The organism is Haloechinothrix salitolerans, from assembly GCF_042662605.1.
Taxonomy (GTDB): Bacteria; Actinomycetota; Actinomycetes; order Mycobacteriales; family Pseudonocardiaceae; genus Haloechinothrix_A; species Haloechinothrix_A salitolerans.
In genome coordinates this window covers 973,311-991,507 of record NZ_JBHSXX010000001.1, presented here as the reverse complement: position 1 = coordinate 991,507, position 18,197 = coordinate 973,311, and the positions used below count along the sequence as shown (strand labels likewise).

Annotated in this window: 15 protein-coding genes and 1 tRNA gene; 8 read left to right on the top strand and 8 right to left on the bottom strand. The window is 67.1% G+C overall.

Going from position 1 to position 18,197, the window contains the following annotated elements; translation table 11 throughout:
• Positions 1–108: 108 nt before the first annotated feature.
• Positions 109–939, top strand: coding sequence for an SGNH/GDSL hydrolase family protein (locus ACFQGD_RS04735; RefSeq protein WP_345399649.1), 831 nt, complete (start codon positions 109–111; stop codon positions 937–939).
• 301 nt (positions 940–1,240) lie between these two features.
• On the opposite strand, the gene thpD is transcribed toward ACFQGD_RS04735, so the two are convergent.
• The 5 genes from thpD to ACFQGD_RS04710 all read right to left on the bottom strand — a co-directional run bounded on the left by thpD (position 1,241) and on the right by ACFQGD_RS04710 (position 5,378).
• Positions 1,241–2,143, bottom strand: a complete 903-nt coding sequence (gene thpD / locus ACFQGD_RS04730) for an ectoine hydroxylase (protein WP_345399646.1) — start codon at positions 2,141–2,143, stop codon at positions 1,241–1,243.
• A gap of 168 nt (positions 2,144–2,311) precedes the next feature.
• Positions 2,312–2,704 (bottom strand): ectoine synthase, encoded by a 393-nt coding sequence (locus ACFQGD_RS04725; RefSeq protein WP_345399643.1) that lies wholly within the window; start codon positions 2,702–2,704, stop codon positions 2,312–2,314.
• 46 nt (positions 2,705–2,750) lie between these two features.
• Positions 2,751–4,001 carry a diaminobutyrate--2-oxoglutarate transaminase gene (gene ectB / locus ACFQGD_RS04720; protein ID WP_345399640.1) on the bottom strand — a complete coding sequence of 417 codons (1,251 nt, stop codon included), beginning with the start codon at positions 3,999–4,001 and terminating at the stop codon, positions 2,751–2,753.
• 64 nt (positions 4,002–4,065) lie between these two features.
• Entirely contained in the window at positions 4,066–4,647 is a 582-nt protein-coding gene (gene ectA, locus ACFQGD_RS04715) for a diaminobutyrate acetyltransferase (RefSeq protein ID WP_345399637.1), read from the bottom strand.
• 131 nt (positions 4,648–4,778) lie between these two features.
• Positions 4,779–5,378 carry a class I SAM-dependent methyltransferase gene (locus ACFQGD_RS04710; protein ID WP_345399634.1) on the bottom strand — a complete coding sequence of 200 codons (600 nt, stop codon included), beginning with the start codon at positions 5,376–5,378 and terminating at the stop codon, positions 4,779–4,781.
• A 255-nt stretch (positions 5,379–5,633) separates the two neighbouring features.
• On the opposite strand from ACFQGD_RS04710, the gene radA reads away from it, so the two are divergent.
• A complete protein-coding gene (gene radA / locus ACFQGD_RS04705; protein WP_345399631.1) occupies positions 5,634–7,016 on the top strand; it encodes a DNA repair protein RadA in 1,383 nt (460 codons plus the stop codon).
• A 9-nt stretch (positions 7,017–7,025) separates the two neighbouring features.
• On the opposite strand, the gene otsB is transcribed toward radA, so the two are convergent.
• From otsB to ACFQGD_RS04690, 3 genes are all read right to left on the bottom strand, one after another.
• The gene (otsB, locus tag ACFQGD_RS04700) at positions 7,026–9,554 is read right to left on the bottom strand and encodes a trehalose-phosphatase (protein WP_345399628.1); all 2,529 of its coding nucleotides are present in this window, start codon (positions 9,552–9,554) and stop codon (positions 7,026–7,028) included.
• A gap of 63 nt (positions 9,555–9,617) precedes the next feature.
• Entirely contained in the window at positions 9,618–11,027 is a 1,410-nt protein-coding gene (locus ACFQGD_RS04695) for an alpha,alpha-trehalose-phosphate synthase (UDP-forming) (RefSeq protein ID WP_345399625.1), read from the bottom strand.
• A gap of 55 nt (positions 11,028–11,082) precedes the next feature.
• On the bottom strand, positions 11,083–12,603 hold the full coding sequence (locus ACFQGD_RS04690) for a threonine/serine exporter family protein (RefSeq protein WP_345399622.1): 1,521 nt from the start codon (positions 12,601–12,603) through the stop codon (positions 11,083–11,085).
• Between the two features lie 203 nt (positions 12,604–12,806).
• Between ACFQGD_RS04690 and ACFQGD_RS04685 the strand changes: the two genes are divergently transcribed.
• From ACFQGD_RS04685 to ACFQGD_RS04660, 6 genes are all read left to right on the top strand, one after another.
• Positions 12,807–12,879 (top strand) — tRNA-Thr (locus tag ACFQGD_RS04685).
• Positions 12,880–13,054: 175 nt separating this feature from the next.
• Entirely contained in the window at positions 13,055–14,209 is a 1,155-nt protein-coding gene (locus tag ACFQGD_RS04680) for a site-specific integrase (protein WP_390221017.1), read from the top strand.
• Between the two features lie 113 nt (positions 14,210–14,322).
• Complete coding sequence (locus tag ACFQGD_RS04675; RefSeq protein ID WP_390221016.1) at positions 14,323–15,126, top strand: site-specific integrase; 804 nt, start codon at positions 14,323–14,325, stop codon at positions 15,124–15,126.
• A complete protein-coding gene (locus ACFQGD_RS04670; protein ID WP_390221015.1) occupies positions 15,123–15,413 on the top strand; it encodes a tyrosine-type recombinase/integrase in 291 nt (96 codons plus the stop codon). Before ACFQGD_RS04675 ends, ACFQGD_RS04670 begins: the two co-directional genes overlap by 4 nt.
• Positions 15,410–15,733 carry a helix-turn-helix domain-containing protein gene (locus ACFQGD_RS04665; RefSeq protein WP_345398950.1) on the top strand — a complete coding sequence of 108 codons (324 nt, stop codon included), beginning with the start codon at positions 15,410–15,412 and terminating at the stop codon, positions 15,731–15,733. Before ACFQGD_RS04670 ends, ACFQGD_RS04665 begins: the two co-directional genes overlap by 4 nt.
• A gap of 3 nt (positions 15,734–15,736) precedes the next feature.
• Positions 15,737–17,860: a hypothetical protein gene (locus ACFQGD_RS04660; RefSeq protein WP_345398947.1), complete on the top strand. Its 2,124-nt coding sequence runs from the start codon at positions 15,737–15,739 to the stop codon at positions 17,858–17,860.
• The last annotated feature ends 337 nt before the right edge of the window (positions 17,861–18,197 follow it).

Genomic DNA, 18,197 nt, shown 5'->3' with positions numbered 1-18,197 from the left:
GGATCATTGAATGCCCGCGGTCTGCGCATAAGCCCTACCGCGCGGCACAGGGGATGAACAGGCGCTGGGGAGACCCTCCGTGGGGCGCGGCAGAAGGGAGACACGGGTATGCCTGAGTACAGCAGCTTCATCGCTCTCGGGGACAGCTTCACCGAGGGAATGAACGATGCGCTACCCGACGGCTCCTTTCTCGGCTGGGCCGACCGGCTCGCCGTGATGCTCGCGGAGGACAACCCGAACTTCGCCTACGCCAACACGGCCGTACGCGGCAAGACGCTCCAGGAGATCATCGACGAGCAGCTGCCGCTCGCACTCGACGTTCGCCCCGAACTGGTCACCGTCTGCGCGGGCGGCAACGACATTCTGGTTCCCGGTGCGGACGTCGACGACGTCGCGGCCAGATTCGACGACATGATTCGGCAGCTCACCCACGCCGGCATCGACGTCGTGGTCTTCACCGGTCCCGACACGCGCGAGGTGTCGGTGGTCAACCGGATCCGGCACAAGGTCGCGCTCTACAACGCGCACCTGCACGCGACGGTCGAGCGCTACAACACGCGAGTGGTGGACCTCTGGGCGATGGATGTGCTGCGGGATCCCCGCGCGTTCAGCGACGACAGGCTGCACTTCAGCTCGGAAGCCCACCGCAGGATCGCGCTGCGCACAGCCGAGGTCCTTGGGATAGAGACACAGGCCGACTGGCGGGAACCGTGGCCCGAGGTCGAGCAGCCGAACTGGTTGACGATGCGGCGCTCGGACATCGAATGGACCAAGACGCACCTGCTGCCGTGGATCGGCAGGCTGTTACGCGGCGAGTCCATGGGCGACGGACTACGGCCGAAGCGACCGAACCTTGAGCCGTTCGTGCCGGTCAGCCGCGATGGCATCCGACCGTCGACCAACGGCGCCGACGCGATGGCCACGACGCACGGGGAATGAGTCCTGGCGCTCGAAGGGCCGATGGCAACGGACTTCCAGAAATTTTTGCGGCGAGGGGAACCAACCGCCCTCGGTTTGCCTCTTACTAGGTGTACGGACAGTGCGAATCACCGCCCGAGCCCGCTGGCCCTGCGGAAGAGGGGAGTCGCAGGGCCAGGCACTGGCCCCGCGGTCGCACTGTCCGTGCGCGCCGGTCGGCACGCTTGGGGGACGTGCCGACCGGCTTTCCAGCGTCACGGGACGGCAGCTGGGCGACGGCTACCCGAATGCCAAGGAACGGCCGTCGCCCGACCAGTCCGACTTACCGCCGGATCGGCGTGAAGTCACGCGATGCGATGAACTCTGGCCGCCGCGAGCTCGCGGCGAACGGCTCCTCAAGCGCGTTCTCCACGCTGTTGAACACCAGGAAGATGTTCGACCTCGGGTACGGCGTGATGTTGTTGCCCGACCCGTGCATGATGTTCGAGTCGAACCACAGCGCACCACCCGCTGGGCCGGTGAACTGGTCGATGCCGTGCTCAGCGGCCAGCTTGGTGATGTCGGTGTGGGTCGGCACGCCGATCTGCTGCTCCTTCAACGACGACTTGTAGTGGTCGTCCGGCGTCTCGCCTACGCACTGCACGAAGGTGCGGTGCGAGCCCGGCATCAGCATCAGCCCGCCGTTGAACGGGTAGTTGTCGGTGAGCGCGATGGAGCAGCTCACCGCACGGGGACGAGGCATGCCGTCCTCGGCGTGCCAGGTCTCGAAATCCGAGTGCCAGTAAAAGCCGTTGCCCTTGAAACCGGGCATGTAGTTGACACGGCTTTGATGGATGTAAACATCAGAGCCCAGGATCTGGCGAGCACGGTCCAGCACCCTCGTGTCGCGCACCAGCTCGGCGACCAGGTCGCTCAGCTTGTGCACGTCGAAAATGGACCGGACCTCGCCCGAGGCTTTCTCGGTAATCACACGCTCATCGGCCTTCAGCGTCTCGTCGCGCGAAAGCCGGTTCAGCTCCTGCCAATAGCCCTGCACCTCGGCGGGGGAAAGCAGGCCATCGACGATGGTGTAGCCGTTGGCTTCGTGCGCGCGCAGCTCCGCCGCACTCATCGGGCCGTCACTGTCGGATCCCCAGACCGCGGGGTCTTCCCGCTCGATCAGCTCCGGCTCGGTCGTGATCCGCGTCGGATAGCTGTCCTGAATTCGGGCATCCGTGAGCGTCATGCTCGCCTCCTCGGTTTAGTTATCTGTATCGAATTTCGTTTTTCCTACTCGTTGGGGACAACGGCGCGTAACCGCCCTTCCGAATGGACGGGCGGTTCGCGATATTCAGATGTGGATTTTTACATTTCGACGGCGCGAGAGTCGGCCGTCGACGCCTCTAAGACGAGTCTACTCGTCCTCAATGACCAACGGGTACACACCATTCTCGTCGTGCACCTCCCTGCCCGTGATGGGCGGGTTGAACACGCACACGGCCTTGATGTCCGTCTTCGGTCTGAGCTGGTGCTTGTCGTACTCGTTGAGCAAGTACATCGAGCCCGGCCTCAGTTGGTGGGTTTCCCCGGTGGCCTTGTTCGTAATCTCGCCTTCACCCTCGACGATGAACACCGCCTCGTAGTGGTTGGCATACCAGAAGTCATTCACGGTGCCCGCGTACACCGTTGTCTCGTGCAACGAGAAACCAACCTTGTCCTTGGAAAGGACAATCCGCTTACTACGCCAGTTCGGCGTCTTGATGTCGGCGTCGGTATCGGTGATGTCGTCGAGGGTTCGGACGATCAAGCTTCTCTCCTTGCTCAGTATCTCGTTGTCGGTTCGTCTGCCGTCGTTACCGCAGCACGGCCGCGACGGACTCGCGGATGATCTCGATGCCCTGCTCGACCTCGGCGTCGGTGAGGGTCAGCGGCGGCAGCAGCTTGGCCACCTCGCCGTCGGGACCGGAGGTCTCCATCAGCAGCCCCCGCTCGAACGCGGCGGCACACACCTTGCCGGCGGTGTCGCCGTCGGCGAACTCGATCCCGCGCGCGAACCCCTTGCCCTTCGCGGTCAGCGAGGCGTCGGGGTGCGCTTCGACGATCTCGGTCAGGCCGTTGCCAAGGCGCTCGCCCTTGGCCCGCACCGACTTCTCCAGGGTGTCATCAGACCAGAAGTTGCGCAACGCATGCGTTCCGGTGACGAACGCGGGGCTGATGCCACGGAAGGTGCCGTTGTGCTCACCCGGCTCCCAGACGTCGAGGTCGGGGCGGATCAGCGTCAGGGCCATCGGGATGCCGTAGCCGCTGATGGACTTCGACAGGCAGACGATGTCCGGCTTGATCCCGGCGTCCTCGAAGCTGAAGAACGGACCGGTCCGGCCGCAGCCCATCTGGACGTCGTCGACGATCAGCAGGATGTCGTGCTTCTTGCACAGGTCGGACAGCGCGCGCAGCCACTCGACGCGGGCCGCGTTGATGCCGCCCTCGCCCTGCACCGTCTCGACGATGATGGCCGCTGGCTCGTTCAGTCCACTGCCCGAGTCCTCAAGCAGCCGCTCGAGGTAGAAGAAGTCCGGATAGTCGCCGTCGAAGTACCTGTCGTACGGCATCGGCGTGGCGTGCACCAGGGGAATGCCGGCGCCGCCGCGCTTCATCGAGTTGCCGGTCACCGAGAGCGCACCCAGCGTCATGCCGTGAAACGCGTTGGTGAAGTTGATGACCGCTTCCTTGCCGGTGATCTTGCGGGCCAGCTTCAGCGCGGCCTCGACGGCGTTGGCGCCGCCAGGACCGGGGAAGACGACCTTGTACTCGAGGCCACGCGGCTTCAGCAGCACCTCATCGAGCGCTTCGAGGAAGTCCCGCTTGGCGACCGTGTACATGTCGAGCGCGTGGGTGACGCCGTCGTTCTGGATGTAGTCGATCAGGGCCTGCTTGAGCAGCGGGTGGTTGTGCCCGTAGTTCAGGGCCCCGGCGCCAGCGAAGTAGTCGAGGTAGGGTTTGCCGTCCTCGGAGTACAGCCAGCTACCCTGCGCCCGATTGAACACGACCGGCCAGCCGCGGCTGTAGCTGCGGACTTGCGATTCGAGCGCTTCAAAAATACTCACGTTTGCTCCGTCCGGCCCTCGCGACGTGCGCGCGGCCGTTTCTCTCGGTTATGTCGTACTTTTCTCAGGTCGGTTCGTGCACGTTCGTGACTACGGAACGCACCGCCTCTGGCGGCGTGACGAGCGGGCCGATCCGGAACAGATCCTCCCGCTCGTGCTCGTCGGGAAAGTCGGACACCGCGAACAACTCGCCACGGTCCAGCTCAGCTCCCCAACGGTTGGCGAACGAGCTGAACAGCGCGATGGAGGCATCGTTGTCCGGGGTGATGGTCGTCTCCAGGTACCGCACGCCGTCGTTCAGCAGGGAGGCGTACATCGCGTCGAGCATGCGGCCAGCGAGACCTTTGCCACGCTGCGACGCGTCAACGGCGACCTGCCACACGACAGCGGTGTCTGGCGCGTCCGGTTTCCGATACCCCATCACGAATCCAACGGCGTCACCATTGGAACGCGCCACAACCGAGCTGCTCGCGAAATCATGGCACCACATCAGGTACGCGTACGAGGAATTCAGGTCCAGCTTCCGCGAGTCCCGCGCTATCCGCCAGAACGCGGCACCGTCAGCCTTCGTCGGATGGTCAATTACCACATCGCCGACGGTGACAATGCCACCACCGGTCGCAGAACTCGTGTGCTTTCCCGACATGTCATATCAACTTAACAGAACTCATTATCGAGTCTAGCCGCAGTAGACCAGGCTCACCATGATTACCAGCGACGATGCGCGCGCACGTGTGACAATCCCTACCTTCGCTACCGATCATGAACGTCGTTCTGCTAGCCACGCGCGGTAGCTTTGACGAGAGTGTCGATCGCGGTCATCGGACCGATGTCGGTATCAACGACGCGATCCACCCGTCGGGCAGTCTCGACATCGAGGGCCGCGAGTTCCGCCGCGATCCGCCGCACGTCGTAGAGGACGGCGGGGTCGGGCGGGCCACCGTAGCCGCGTTCGATGTTGTCCACGTCGTGACCGACGATCAGTAGCGTTCCACCTGGCGCGAGGGCCTTGGTCGCCGTTGCCAGGACGGTCTTCAGCTGGTCCCACGGCAGTTGCAGGTACGAGATGAGCACAAGGTCGAACGCCCGCACCGGCGGTTGCCAGCTGACGACGTCCGCCCCGATGTATGTGACGTCAACGCCGCGTGCCTCGGCGAGTTCCCGCGCCCGGTCGAGACCCACGCGCGAGAAGTCGACGGCGGTGACGTGCCAACCCTGCTCGGCGAGCCACACGGCGTTGCGACCTTGACCACAGGCGAGGTCGAGCGCCGCGCCCGGCTTGAGGTCGATGGTCTCGGTGACCACGGTCTGGTTCGGCCGCTCGGTGAACAGGAACTCGCTCGCCGCGAACTTCTCGTCCCAGTCCTCGCTCCGCATCCTTCCTGTCTACCGGATGTCAGCGCCCGCCGCCGCAGTTGATCACGTCTACTCGCGGTGTTGCGCGAGTATGTCTTTTTTATCTGATTCCGCGAACAACGGCGCGAGTAGACGTGATCAACATCCCACGCACGGCACCGGCGGGAACCGCCTCGCGGTATCGGAAGCCGGACACAACGTCGGGAGCGGGGACACGACTATCGGACCGCGTGGGAACCGCCGCGTTGTCGGTGCGGGGCGTTAGCGTCTGGACTCGTGGCGAAAAAGAGCGCGAACTACCAGTGCACCGAGTGCGGCTACGAGGTCGCGAAGTGGGTCGGTCGGTGCCCCGAGTGCCAAGCCTGGGGCAGCGTCGAGGAACGCGGCGCACCCAACCCGGCGTTGGCCAAGGTCGCCGCGGGCGCACCGTCGTCGCCCGCACGTCCAATCGGTGAGGTCGACGTCGAAACGGCAAGGGCTCGGCAGACCGGCGTGCCTGAACTCGATCGCGTGCTCGGCGGCGGACTGGTGCCTGGCGCCGTGGTGCTACTCGCGGGTGAACCCGGAGTCGGCAAGTCGACGCTGCTCTTGGAGGTCGCGTTCCGCTGGGCCGCCCGCGATGGGAACTTCGGGCCATCGCTCTACATCACCGGCGAGGAGTCCGCTGGTCAGGTGCGGCTTCGCGCCGAACGAACCGACTCGGTGCATGACCAGATGTATCTCGCGGCGGAGAGCGACCTGTCCGCGGTGCTGGGCCACATCGACGCGGTCGACCCTGGCGTGCTGATCGTAGACTCCGTCCAGACGATGGCCTCCCCCAAAGCTGAGGGCACGCCAGGTGGGGTTACGCAGGTCAAGGCGGTCACGGCGGCGCTGGTCGCGGCGGCCAAGGAGCGAGGATTACCCGTACTGCTCGTCGGGCACGTCACCAAGGAGGGATCCGTCGCCGGCCCGCGCGTGCTGGAGCACCTGGTCGACGTCGTGCTGCACTTCGAGGGCGACAAACACTCGACCATGCGCATGTTGCGCGGCGTGAAGAACCGCTTCGGCGCGGCGGACGAGGTCGGCTGCTTCGAACTACACGACAGCGGCATTTCCGGCGTGCCTGACCCGTCCGGGCTGTTCCTGAACCGCAGAAGGCAACCGGAGGCGGGTACCGCCATCACCGTCGCGCTCGAAGGCAAACGCCCACTGCTTGCCGAGGTGCAGTCCCTCATCGCCACGACGTCGGCGCCGATGCCGCGCCGCGCTGCCAGCGGCCTCGACAGCTCACGCGTAAGCATGGTGCTCGCCGTGGTGGAGAAGCGGCTGAAGATTCGCCTCGGCGAGCGGGACGTCTACACCGCGACGGTTGGCGGTATCAAGCTGAGCGAACCGGCGGCCGACCTCGCGATCGCGCTCGCCATCGCTTCCGGCGCGCGGTTCATGCCGTTGCGCCCCGACATGGTCGCGATCGGAGAGATCGGACTCACCGGGGAGATCCGGCGCGTGTCAGCGATCGGACGGCGACTGGCCGAAGCCATGCGGATGGGCTTCACGACGGCGCTCGTCCCGCCCGACCCTGGCCAGGTGCCGGACGGCATCTCGGTTCGGGAGGTTCCCGACCTCGCTACCGCCCTGCACCTGGCCGACAACCGGCCCTACGCGGAGCACGAGTAGCGACCGCGGCTACCGCGACAGCAGGGTGGCGCAGCGGATGAGACCGATGTGGGAGTACGCCTGCGGGTGGTTGCCGAGCGAGCGTTCCGCGATCGGGTCGTACTGCTCGGGCAGCAGCCCCGTCGGGCCAGCGGCATCGACAAGCTGGTCGAACAGCTCCTGCGCCTCGGTGCGACGTCCGGTGAGCAGGTACGCCTCGATCATCCACGCCGCACACAGGTGGAAGCCGCCTTCACCGCCTGGCAAGCCGTCGTCGCGGCGGTACCGGTACACCGTCGAGCCGCTGCGCAGCTCCGCCTCGATGGCGGTCACCGTCGACTGGAACCGCTCGTCGGCGGGGTCGATCAGCCCGGCGAGCCCCACGAACAGCGAGGCAGCGTCGAGGTCGACGCCGTCGTAGGCGGTGGTGAACGCCCGCACCTCGTCGTTCCAGCCGTGCTCGAGGACGTCGGCGGCGATGGCTTCCCGCAGCGCGGGCCAGTTGGCGGGCATCTCCCTGCCGTAGGTTTGCGCGAGCTTGATCGCGCGGTCGATCGTCACCCAGCACATCACGCGGGAGTACACGCGGTGCCGGGGCACGTGGCGCTCCTCCCAGATGCCGTGGTCCGGCTCGAACCAGCGCCGGTCGACGGCTTCGGCCATCGCGCGCACCATCTGCCAGTCCTCGTCGTGCAGCTCTCCTCGCACCTCGGCGAGGTCGACGACCAGCTCGACCACCGGACCGAAGACGTCGAGCTGCACCTGGTGGTTCGCCAGGTTGCCGACGCGCACCGGCCGCGAGCCAGAGTAACCAGGCAGCGAGTCGATCACAGCCTCGGCGCCGATCTGATTGCCGGTCAGCGTGTACAGCGGGTGCAACCGCTCTGGACCGGCGAGCGTGGTCAGCACGCCATGCAACCAGCGCAGATACCCTTCCGCCTCGGACATCGAGCCGAGCGCGACCAGCTCCCGCACGGTCATCGCGGCGTCGCGGATCCAGCAGTACCGGTAGTCCCAGTTCCGGACACCACCGATCTCCTCGGGCAGCGATGTCGTGGCCGCGGCGAGCACGCCCCCTGTCTCCTTGTCGACAAGCCCACGCAGCGTCAGCGCGGAGCGGACGACCAGGTCCGGCTCCACCTCGGGCACCTTCAGCGTCGCCGCCCAGTCGCTCCAGTAGGCGCCTGCCCGCTGCCTGCGCTCCAGCTCGGGCAGATCGTGCCTGTCGAGGTCAGTCGTACCGCAACGCAGCTCAAGCACGACCGATTCGTCCGGTGTCGGTCGCACCACGGCCTCTGCCGTGTCGTGCAAGCCATCCGACGTGACGGTCCAATCGACGCCCGGCGAACGCAGCACGAACGGCTCCGAGGTGCCGAGCACCCGCAACCCGTCGTGTTCCCGCAGCAGCCGTACCGGCACACCGCCGAACTCGGGCCTCGGCGCGAACACGATCGATGCCTCGGCCTCACCCGAGATCACGCGCACCAGGTCGGTGCGGTGCGCCGCGGTGTCCGGTTCCAGATAGTCCGTGACCAGCAGTCGGGACCAGCGCGTCTCGACGGTCATGGTGTTGGGCAGGTAGCGCTGGCCAAGTGGCAGGCCGTTGTGCTTGGGACCGATCGAGAAGTGTCCCGCGCCCTGCCCGCCGAGCAGATCAGCGAACACGGCGGGAGCGTCCGGGCCGGGATGGCACAGCCACGTCAGCCGCGCGTCCGGCGTCAGCAGTGCCACCGACCGCTCGCTCGCCAACATGGACAGCCGCTCGATCGGCGGTGCCTGCTCACCGTAGAGCCAGGTGCGCCGTTCCTCGAGCAGGAACGCCAGTACGGTCGCCACATCGTCGGCGGTGTCGACGCGGTACTCCGCGATGCTCTCGCCCTCGCCGACTTTCACCCCGAGATCCGGCCCCGACAGTCGCACGAACGCCTTCTCGTCGGTGACGTCGTCGCCGAGGAAGATCGCGGCGGTCGCGCCGACCTGGTGGCGCAGGATGTCGAGCGCCCTGCCCTTGTCGGTCGGCACGACAGACAGTTCGACGACCGCCTTGCCGTCGGTGACGGTGACGCCGTCCCAGCGGCACGGCCCCTCGTGCACGGCCTCGATCACGCGACGCGCGTCGTCCGCATCGGCGCGGCGCACGTGCACCGCGACACTGGCCGGTTTGATCTCCAGCGACACCCCTGGCACGCCGTCGACGAGCCGGTCAAGCTCGACTTCGAGCTTGCGGTGCAGTTCGCGCGCGTTCGCGTCGAGTTCGTGCACGAAGCCGATGTCGAACTCGGACCCGTGGCTGCCAACGAGGTGCACCTCGGCGGGCAAGCGGGACAGCGTGGCGAGATCACGTAGCGCCCGCCCCGAGATCACCGCGGCCGTCGTCTCGTGCAACGCGGCGAGCGAGCGCATCGCGCCAACCGATTCCGGCAGCGGGCGCGCGGTGTCGGGGTTCTCCACGATGGGAGCGAGCGTGCCGTCGTAATCGCACGCGACGAGCAGCCGCGGAGTACGTGCGATGTGCACGATGGCGCGGCGCAGGTCCGCGGGAAGTGCCTCGGCGGTCAACGCCCCTCCAACGAAATCGATAAAGTACGAAAGCTTATGGCCCAATTTACGGCGCGACGGCCGTCACGCGCCGAGCGCGTCTAGGAATGAGCGAGCCCACCTGTCGACGTCATGAGTGAGGACCTGACGCCGCAGAGCACGCATCCGGCGACGGCCCTCGGCTGGGTCGAGGGTAATAGCAGTGTGCAAGGCGCGTTTCACCCCGTCCAGGTCATGCGGATTGACTAAGAACGCGCTGGTCAGCTCGGCCGCCGCACCAGCGAACTCGGACAGGACCAGCGCACCCTTCTGGTCATGCTTGCAGGCCACGTACTCCTTGCACACCAGGTTCATCCCGTCTCGCAACGGGGTGACGACCATGACATCGGACGCCCGGAAAAACGCCGCGAGTTCTGACCGGCCAACCGATTGGTGCAAATAATGCACGACCGGATGGCCTACGGTCGCGAATTCGCCGTTGATGCGACTGACGATGCGCTCGATATCACCGCGCATCCGCTGATAGTGCTCGACTCGCTCCCTGCTCGGTGTCGCCAACTGCACGAACGCGACATCCTCCGGGGCGACAAGACCGTCCTGCAGTAGCTCCTGGAACGCCTGCAACCGCAGGTCGATGCCCTTTGTGTAGTCGAGGCGGTCCACGCCGAGCAGCACGATGCGTGGATTGCCAAGCGACTCGCGGATGTCCGACGCCCGCTTGCTGACCTCCGGCGTGCGGGCGAGCGCGTCCAGGCCAGCGGAGTCGATGGAGATCGGGAACGCGCCTACCCGCACGGTACGGTCACCCACCTGCACGTGGCCGGGACGCGAGCGCACCCCGACCGCGCCCCTGCTCGGCTCGAGGCTGATCAGCTGTCCGGCCAGCCACAGGAAGTTCTGGGCGCCACCAGGCCGGTGGAAGCCGACAAGGTCCGCACCGATCAACCCGCGCACCAGCTCCGCCCGCCACGGCAGCTGCATGAACAGCTCGACCGGCGGGAACGGGATGTGCAGGAAGAAGCCGATGCGCAGATCGGGCCGCAGCTCCCGGAGCATGCTCGGCACCAGTTGCAGTTGGTAGTCCTGCACCCACACCGTCGCGCCCTGCCCAGCAATCTTCGCGCAGGCGTCGGCAAACCGCTGGTTCACCCGTACGTAGGCGTCCCACCAGCGCCGGTCGAACACCGGCCGCTGCACGACGTCGTGATACAGCGGCCAGAGCGTCGCGTTGGAGAAGCCCTCGTAGTAGTCGCGCACCTCGGCGGAGGTCAATGGGACGGGGTGGAGGATGAGACCGTCATCGGCGAACTGGTCCACCTCGACGTCGGGTACGCCAGGCCAGCCGATCCACGCACCCTTGCGGGAGCGCAGGAACGGCTCAAGCGCGGACACCAGACCACCGGGGCTCTGCGTCCAGCGCTGCGTACCGTCCGCAGCGCGTTCCAGATCGACCGGCAGCCGGTTGGCAACGACGAGAAAATCCGGATCGCTCACGGCTCCGAGCCTACTTGTCGTGGGCGAGGATGGGAGTGCTCTCGCGGCAATGCCACTAGTCCAACCTGCGCTTGGCTGGCTTCAGCGGCCCCGCCATCCTCGGGCCGACCAGTTTGCGTTCCAGCCTGCCCAGCCTGGTCCGTACCGGCTGTGCCAGATACTCGCCGAGGACGACGCCAGCCGCGAGCGCCAGCCCGAGCGCGATGGCCTTCATCAGCGTTGTGATGTCACCAGCCGGGGAAACGGCCAGCTCGTACAGCCCCCGGTACGTCGACAGTCCCGGCAGCAGCGGCGTGATGCCTGAGACGGCGACGACCAGCGGCGTCACCCGCAGCCGCCTGGCGAGCAAACCGCCTGAGAAGCCGACGAACGTGGCCGCGATCGCCGTCGCCATGATGGCGTCCCCACCGGAGAACCGGATGGCACCGTAAGTTCCCGCGCCAACCATGCCGGCGACGGCCGCGACCAGCAGCGGTCGCACCCGGGAATAGCTGGCGAGCGCGAAGAAGCCAGCGGTCCCCGCGCCGGCGAGCATCATGACGGGTAACGCGATCGCTTTTGGCGCTGGCAAGTCGGGCAACGGGGTGCGCTCAAGACCGAGTGCGATCGCGATCTGCAACGCGATCACGATGCCCGTGATCAGCCCGGCACTCATTAGCGCGACTTCCATCGATCTACCAGCCGCCGTGACGTTGTAGCCGGTGATGGCGTCTTGCACTGCGGTCACAGTGCCGAGCCCGGAGAGCAACACCGTGATCGCGGCGGCGGCGACGAGGCTGGGTGACCGGAAGGCACCGATGTCACTGCTCACGGCCGCCATGGTGATCAGCGTCGCGATCAGTCCGCCGACGGCTTGCTGGAAGAACATCGGCAGGGCGTAGCGGTTCAATACTCTGCCGACGCGGTCGATCAACGCGCTGACGAAGAACGCGAGTGCCGCCGTCGCCGGGTCGCCGTTGATGAAGACGGTGACCGACGCCGCCATTCCACCGAGCGCGAGCGTCGCGACCCAGCGCGGGTAAGGATGCGGCGCCGCGTTGACCCTGCGCAACTCGGCGTAGGCGTCCTCCGCGCTGATCTGGCCCCTCGTGATCTGCTTGACCAGCTCCTCGACAGCGGTGAGCCTGCTGTAGTCAAGGCTGCGGGTACGCACGACACGCACTGCCGTCACCGGCGCCATCTCGGTGCCCCGGTGGCAGGTAACGGTGATGGAGGTGTAGATGACGTCGACCTCGCACTGCGGCAGACCGAGCGCCGAGGTGACCGCGAGGATCGTCGCCGTCACATCGGAAGCGCCCGCCCCGGTCGCCATCTGGACCTCGCCGATACGCAGGGCGAGTTCGAGCGCGAAGTGAACGGTGGCATCATCGGGCAGCTCCGGCCCCATGGCCATGTCCGTTACCGGACTCGGCTGCTCGCGCATGGGAGCTTCGAGAATGCCCCAGGCGCGCAGCGGGCCCTTCCTGCCGTTGGTCGCCTTGCCGGTGTCGTCCGTCGGGGCCTCCGACGGCGCTTCAAGCACCCGCCACGCACGCCGCTTGACGTGCGCGCCGCGCCTGCGCGGGGAGAGCTTCATGTTGCCACCTCCTCACTGAATATCCCGCAAGGCATCGGTGCAGGCAGCCTGACTGTTGCAGGGGCCAGTGGTGCTTTTCGTCACAGCCATTCGAGGTCGCTTCGGCGCTGTTTCGTGAAGCGTTCACAAGCCTGCCAGGAGGGGGTCCGTCGAGCAGTCCGGCGTGGCAACATACGATGATGATGGACCGGGTTTCCGGCCATGCCGACATAGCTCAGTTGGTAGAGCAACGGTCTTGTAAACCGTAGGTCAGGGGTTCGAGTCCCCTTGTCGGCTCAAGGTGTGACCAGGGGAAACGTCGCTGACCTACGACACGCCACCCGTGGCATGACGCCACTTGTGACGCGAATCGTCGTACGCTCACCGCGTGTCGGCAGGTTCGAAACCGAGGCGGAACGCTGGGAAGCGCAGTCGTGGCACGATCGATGAGCTTCCCAGCGGAGCCCGTCGTGTGGGTGTCTTCGCCGGTCGAGATCCGATTACTAAGAAACGTTACGACCTCACCGAGATTGTGCCCGCAGGCCAGAACGCCGACCGAGAAGCGCAGCGGGTGCTCACTCGGCTCGTGCACCAGGTCAACGAGCATCGGCACCCGAAGACCAACGCGACGGTCAACCAGCTCCTGGATCGCTATCTCGAGCGAAGCAAAGTCGGACGCAAGACCAAGAAGCGCTACTACGAGCTTGCTGAAAACCACGTTCGCCCGTTCATCGGCGAGACAAGGGCGGGCCGGGTAGACGGTGAGATCGTCGACTCACTCAACGCCGAGCTGCGGCGGTGCCGCCGTCACTGCACAGGCGCCAAGGGACTCATCGATCACCGCACTCCGCGCCCACACGAGTGCGACACGCGCTGCAAGCCTCACGAGTGCGAGGGGCTCGCGGAGAACACGATCAGGCAAATCCACTACCTCCTGTCCGGGGCCTACAAGAAGGCAGTGCGATGGGGATGGGTGAGCGTCAGTCCCATCGACAGTTCCGACGCCCCAGCACCTTCCCGGGCAAACCCGCAACCACCAAGGCCAGAGGAAACCGCGGCGATCATCAACCGCGCCTGGCGCGACGACGTCGACTGGGGCACCCATGTCTGGCTCAAGGCCGTGACCGGCTCCCGACGCGGCGAGACATGCGCGATCCGGTGGCGGCACCTGACTTCGAACTACCAAGTGCTGCACATGCAGAAGGCGATCGCGCAAGACGGTCGGGATATCTGGGAGACCGACACCAAGACGCACCAGGATCGTCGGATCACCCTGGACGAGCAGACGGTGGAGCTGCTGGTTGAGCACAGACAGCGGTGCGTAGCTCGAGCGGAAGCACTGGGCATCGAGCTGTCCGAGGACGCGTTCGTGTTCTCCCCTGCGCCGGACGGGAGCGTGCCACAAAGACCGGACACGGTCACGCAGCGGTACCGGGGGCTCGTACAGCGCCTCGGCATCGATACGCACCTGCACGCGCTGCGCCACTACTCGGCCACCGAACTGAAAATGAGCGGAATTGCATTTGATGCATCATTCCGCGGTTTGTGTGAAGGCTGCCTACCTGGGATTCCTGGTCACGGCCGTCTTGGTGAGGCGGGTGCAGCGTTTGCCGGACACGCCGTGTGACCTGCGTGTGAAGGTCGCCGGTTGCGTCTGGTGCCACGATGCGTCATCCATTTCTGTTGCACTGAGTGTTGATCTGTTGCGTTTAGTCACGGCTTGTGTGTGGGAGGTTTCGGGTGGCGGAGCGAGCGGTGGGCTCGGCGGCGCTGGTGCTGGTCGATGGGACGACGCCGTTGCGGCCAGAGCCGGCGTTGTTCGACGCGATGCTGGAGGGCTGGCGTCGCCAGCAGGCCAGCCGTCGGTTGAGCGGTTCGCTGATCGATGGCCGGGAACGGGTGGTGCGCCGGTTCGCGGAGGTCGCCGGCTGGCCGTGGCAGTGGACGTCGGCGCAGGTGGAGGCGTGGACGGCCGCGGGTGGCTGGGCGCACTCGACGGTGCGTACCTATCAGGGCGCGCTGGCGATGTTCCTGGCCTATGCCTGCGATCCGCGCTATGGCTGGATCGCCGAGTGTGAGCAGCGGGTCGGTGCTCGGCCAGTGCAGGTGTGCCACGAGGACAACATGGCCGTGCACGTGGCCGACTCGGAGGGTCGTCCGCAGCGTCGGCCGCTGACCCGGCAGGAGTTGCAGGCGTTCTTCGATGCCGCCGATGATCGGGTGGAGCGGGCGGCGGCGTCGCGGCGTAAGGGATGGCTGGCCACCTTCCGTGATGCCTGCTTGTTCAAGGTGGTCTATGGGTGGGGGCTGCGACGCCGGGAGGCGGCGATGCTGGACGTGGCCGATTTCGCGGTCAACCCGGCCGCGCCGGAGCTGGGCGGGTTCGGGGTGCTGCATGTCCGCTACGGCAAGGCGATGCGGGGCAGCCCGCCGCGACGGCGGGCGGTGGCTACGGTGGTGCCGTGGGCGGCCGAGACGGTCCGGCAGTACCTGGAGGAGGTGCGACCCTCTACGGCTGTGACCGGCATCCGGCGGTGTGGTTGACCGAACGCGGCGATCGGATCTCGCTGCGCCAGATCGATGACCGCTTCGCCCAGTTCCGCAGGATGGCCGATCTCCCGGATGATCTTTCGGTGCATTCGCTGCGTCACTCGTACGTGTCGCATCTGATCGAGGACGGCACGGACCCGCTGTTCGTGCAGCAGCAGGTAGGACACTCGTGGGCGTCCACGACAGCGGTGTACACGACGGTCGGCGCCGATGCCCGCAACCGGATGCTCAAGGCGGCGCTGGCCCGCGCCTACGAGAAGGATGGGGACGGCGAGCGATGACGAACAAGATCGAGTACGTGTGGCATTTGCGCAGGCTGATGGCCGAGGCCGGGATGTTCGCCACCACCGACCTGGTGCCGCTGCTGGCCGAACGCGGCGTCAGGTTGTCCCGAGAGCAGGTGTATCGGTTGGTGACCGGCACCCCGGAGCGGCTCAACCTGGCCGTGCTGGTGGCGTTGTGCGACATCCTCGGCTGCCGGGCCGACGACCTGATCGAACCGGTCCCTGCGTCGGCGAAGAACACGACGGCGGCGGCCCCGCCGAAGGGACAGCGGCCGCGGCCCCGCCGCGCCCGGATCCTGCCTGTGCCTGCGGAGTAGGACGTGACCGGCACATCCCGCTGCCCGGTCGGGCACGCGATGCCCGCGGGCCCGGACCGGATCTGCTCGCCCTGCCGGCGCGAGCAGATCATCGCCCGGGTGAGCGCGGTCGAAACATCACTGTCCACACAGGATGTGGCGGCGGCGGTGGATGCGGTCGCGACCAACCCTGCGGTGTGGCGCAGCCTGGCCGCAGCGTTGGAGTCCAACCCGGACGCACTCGCCCAGGGTGCCCCACCCGCGGTGGGGCGGCTGGTCACCGAGCTGATCGCTCGGGGCGCCACCACCGTGACCGAGCCGAGGTGCGCGGTCTGCGGCCGCACCGGGCGACCGTTGAGCGTCACCGAGCGCGGCGGCATGTGCGCTCGGTGCGCGCACCACGCCAACCCCGCCGAGTGCGTGCGCTGCGGCATGGTCAAACCGGTCGCGGGTCGCACCAACACCGGCGAGGCGATCTGCGAGCGGTGCCGCCGACGCGAACGGGGGCGGCGCAAGTGCGGCCGCTGTCACAAGATCACCTCGATCGCCGCGCGGGCTCGCGACGGCCAGCCGGACATCTGCGTGAACTGCTACCGGATGCCGCACGCGGTCTGCAGCGTGTGCGGCCAGCGGCGGGAATGCAACTTCGCCGCCAGTGACGCGCCGATCTGCGTGACGTGCACACCCCGGGCCACCGCCACGTGCGCCCGCTGCGGCCACGACCGCCCACCCACGGTCCGCTGGGATGAGGGACCCGTGTGCGACCCCTGCTACACCGCGGCGCTGCGCCATCGGGGACGCTGCGCGGGGTGCGGGAACCAGCGACGGCTGGTCTTCCCGCCTGGGCCGGGCGCCACCACCTGCGCCGACTGCGCCGGGATACCGGTCACCCACGCCTGCGGCGACTGCGGTATGGAGGACAAGCTCTACGAGAAAAACCGTTGCGCGGCCTGCAGCCTGCGCCGCCGCGCCGCCCACCTGCTCTCCGGCGGCACCGGCCAGGTCCCGGCCGAGCTGACCGCCGTGTTCGAGGCGATCTGCGCGGCCCGCACCCCACGCGCCGCGCTGAACTGGCTGCGCCAGGGTGCCGCCGCGAGCCTGCTCGCCGACGTCGCCTCCGGGCGCCTGGCGGCCAGCCACCAGGCCCTGGACACCCACCCGCAGGCCCGTGCCGCCGACTACCTGCGGCACATGCTCGTCGCCGGCGGCGTCCTGCCACCCCGGGACGAGCAACTGGCCCGCACCGAGAAATGGCTGGCCGCCCTGCTCGCCACCATCGACATCGCCGAGCATCGGCGGCTCGTGCAGGCCTTCGCCACCTGGCGGGTGCTGCGGCGGCTGCGCCGCGGCACCGAAGCCCGGCCAGCGCCACGCACCTACACCGCCCACGCCAGAAACAACATCAAGGCCGCCGTCGCCTTTCTGACCTGGCTCGCCGCGAAAGACACTACGCTGGCCGACTGCTCTCAGGCCGACATCGACCAGTGGCTCACCACCGATCCAGCGGCCTCTCACGTGCGGGACTTCGTCCTCTGGGCAGCCGAACACCGGCATTGCGACGAGTTCACCGTTGCCGAGCCCGAGCGTCGCACCGGCACCGCCACCGCCGCCGATCAGCGATGGGAACAGGTCGCCACCCTGCTCCACGACGATCACCTCGCCACCATCGACCGGGTCGCCGGCTGTTTCCTGCTGCTATTCGGCCAGCAGCAATCCCGCATCGCCGTCATGACCACCGACCAGGTCAGCCAGCGCGGCCCAGACGTGTTCGTCCGCTTCGGCCAGCACGACGTCCCGGTCCCCGAACCGCTGGGTGAGCTGCTGCTCCGGCTCATCGCCGAGGGCAAGCCCCATACCGCGATCGGCTCACCAGCCCAGACGCCCTGGCTGTTTCCCGGTGGGCTGCCCGGCCGGCCCATCACCGCCTCCCATCTGGCGCACCGGCTACGCGCGCTCGGCATCTCCACCCAGGCCGGCCGACGAGCCGCCCTGCTCGACCTGGCAGCGCAAGTCCCCGCCGCCGTGCTCGCCGACCTGCTGAACCTGCACCCCACCACAGCCACGAAATGGATGCACCAAGCCGGAGGCGACTGGAACCGCTACGCCGCCGAACTCGCCCGAACCCGCAATCACCAACCCTGCGAATAGCCACACACCATCCAAGATCAAAAAGGGCAAATCGCAACGCCGGAACAATGCTCTCTACCAGTTTCGCGGCTGGCGTGGACGTCCGCACCGTCGCCGGACGACTCGGCCACGGCGGCGGAGGCACCACCACCCTGCGGGTATACACCGCATGGTTGTCCGAAGCCGACCAACGCGCCGCGGAAACCCTGTCAGGCCGGATGCGGGTATTCCGCTGGCGCAGCTCGTTCCGGAGCTGCAAGCGGTACCCGATTCCACCTGGTCGGCATGCACTCACAGCAGTGCTGACACCGCCAGTGTTTGGAACACAGCTGCCGCCACCTGGCACGCGACGCCGCCG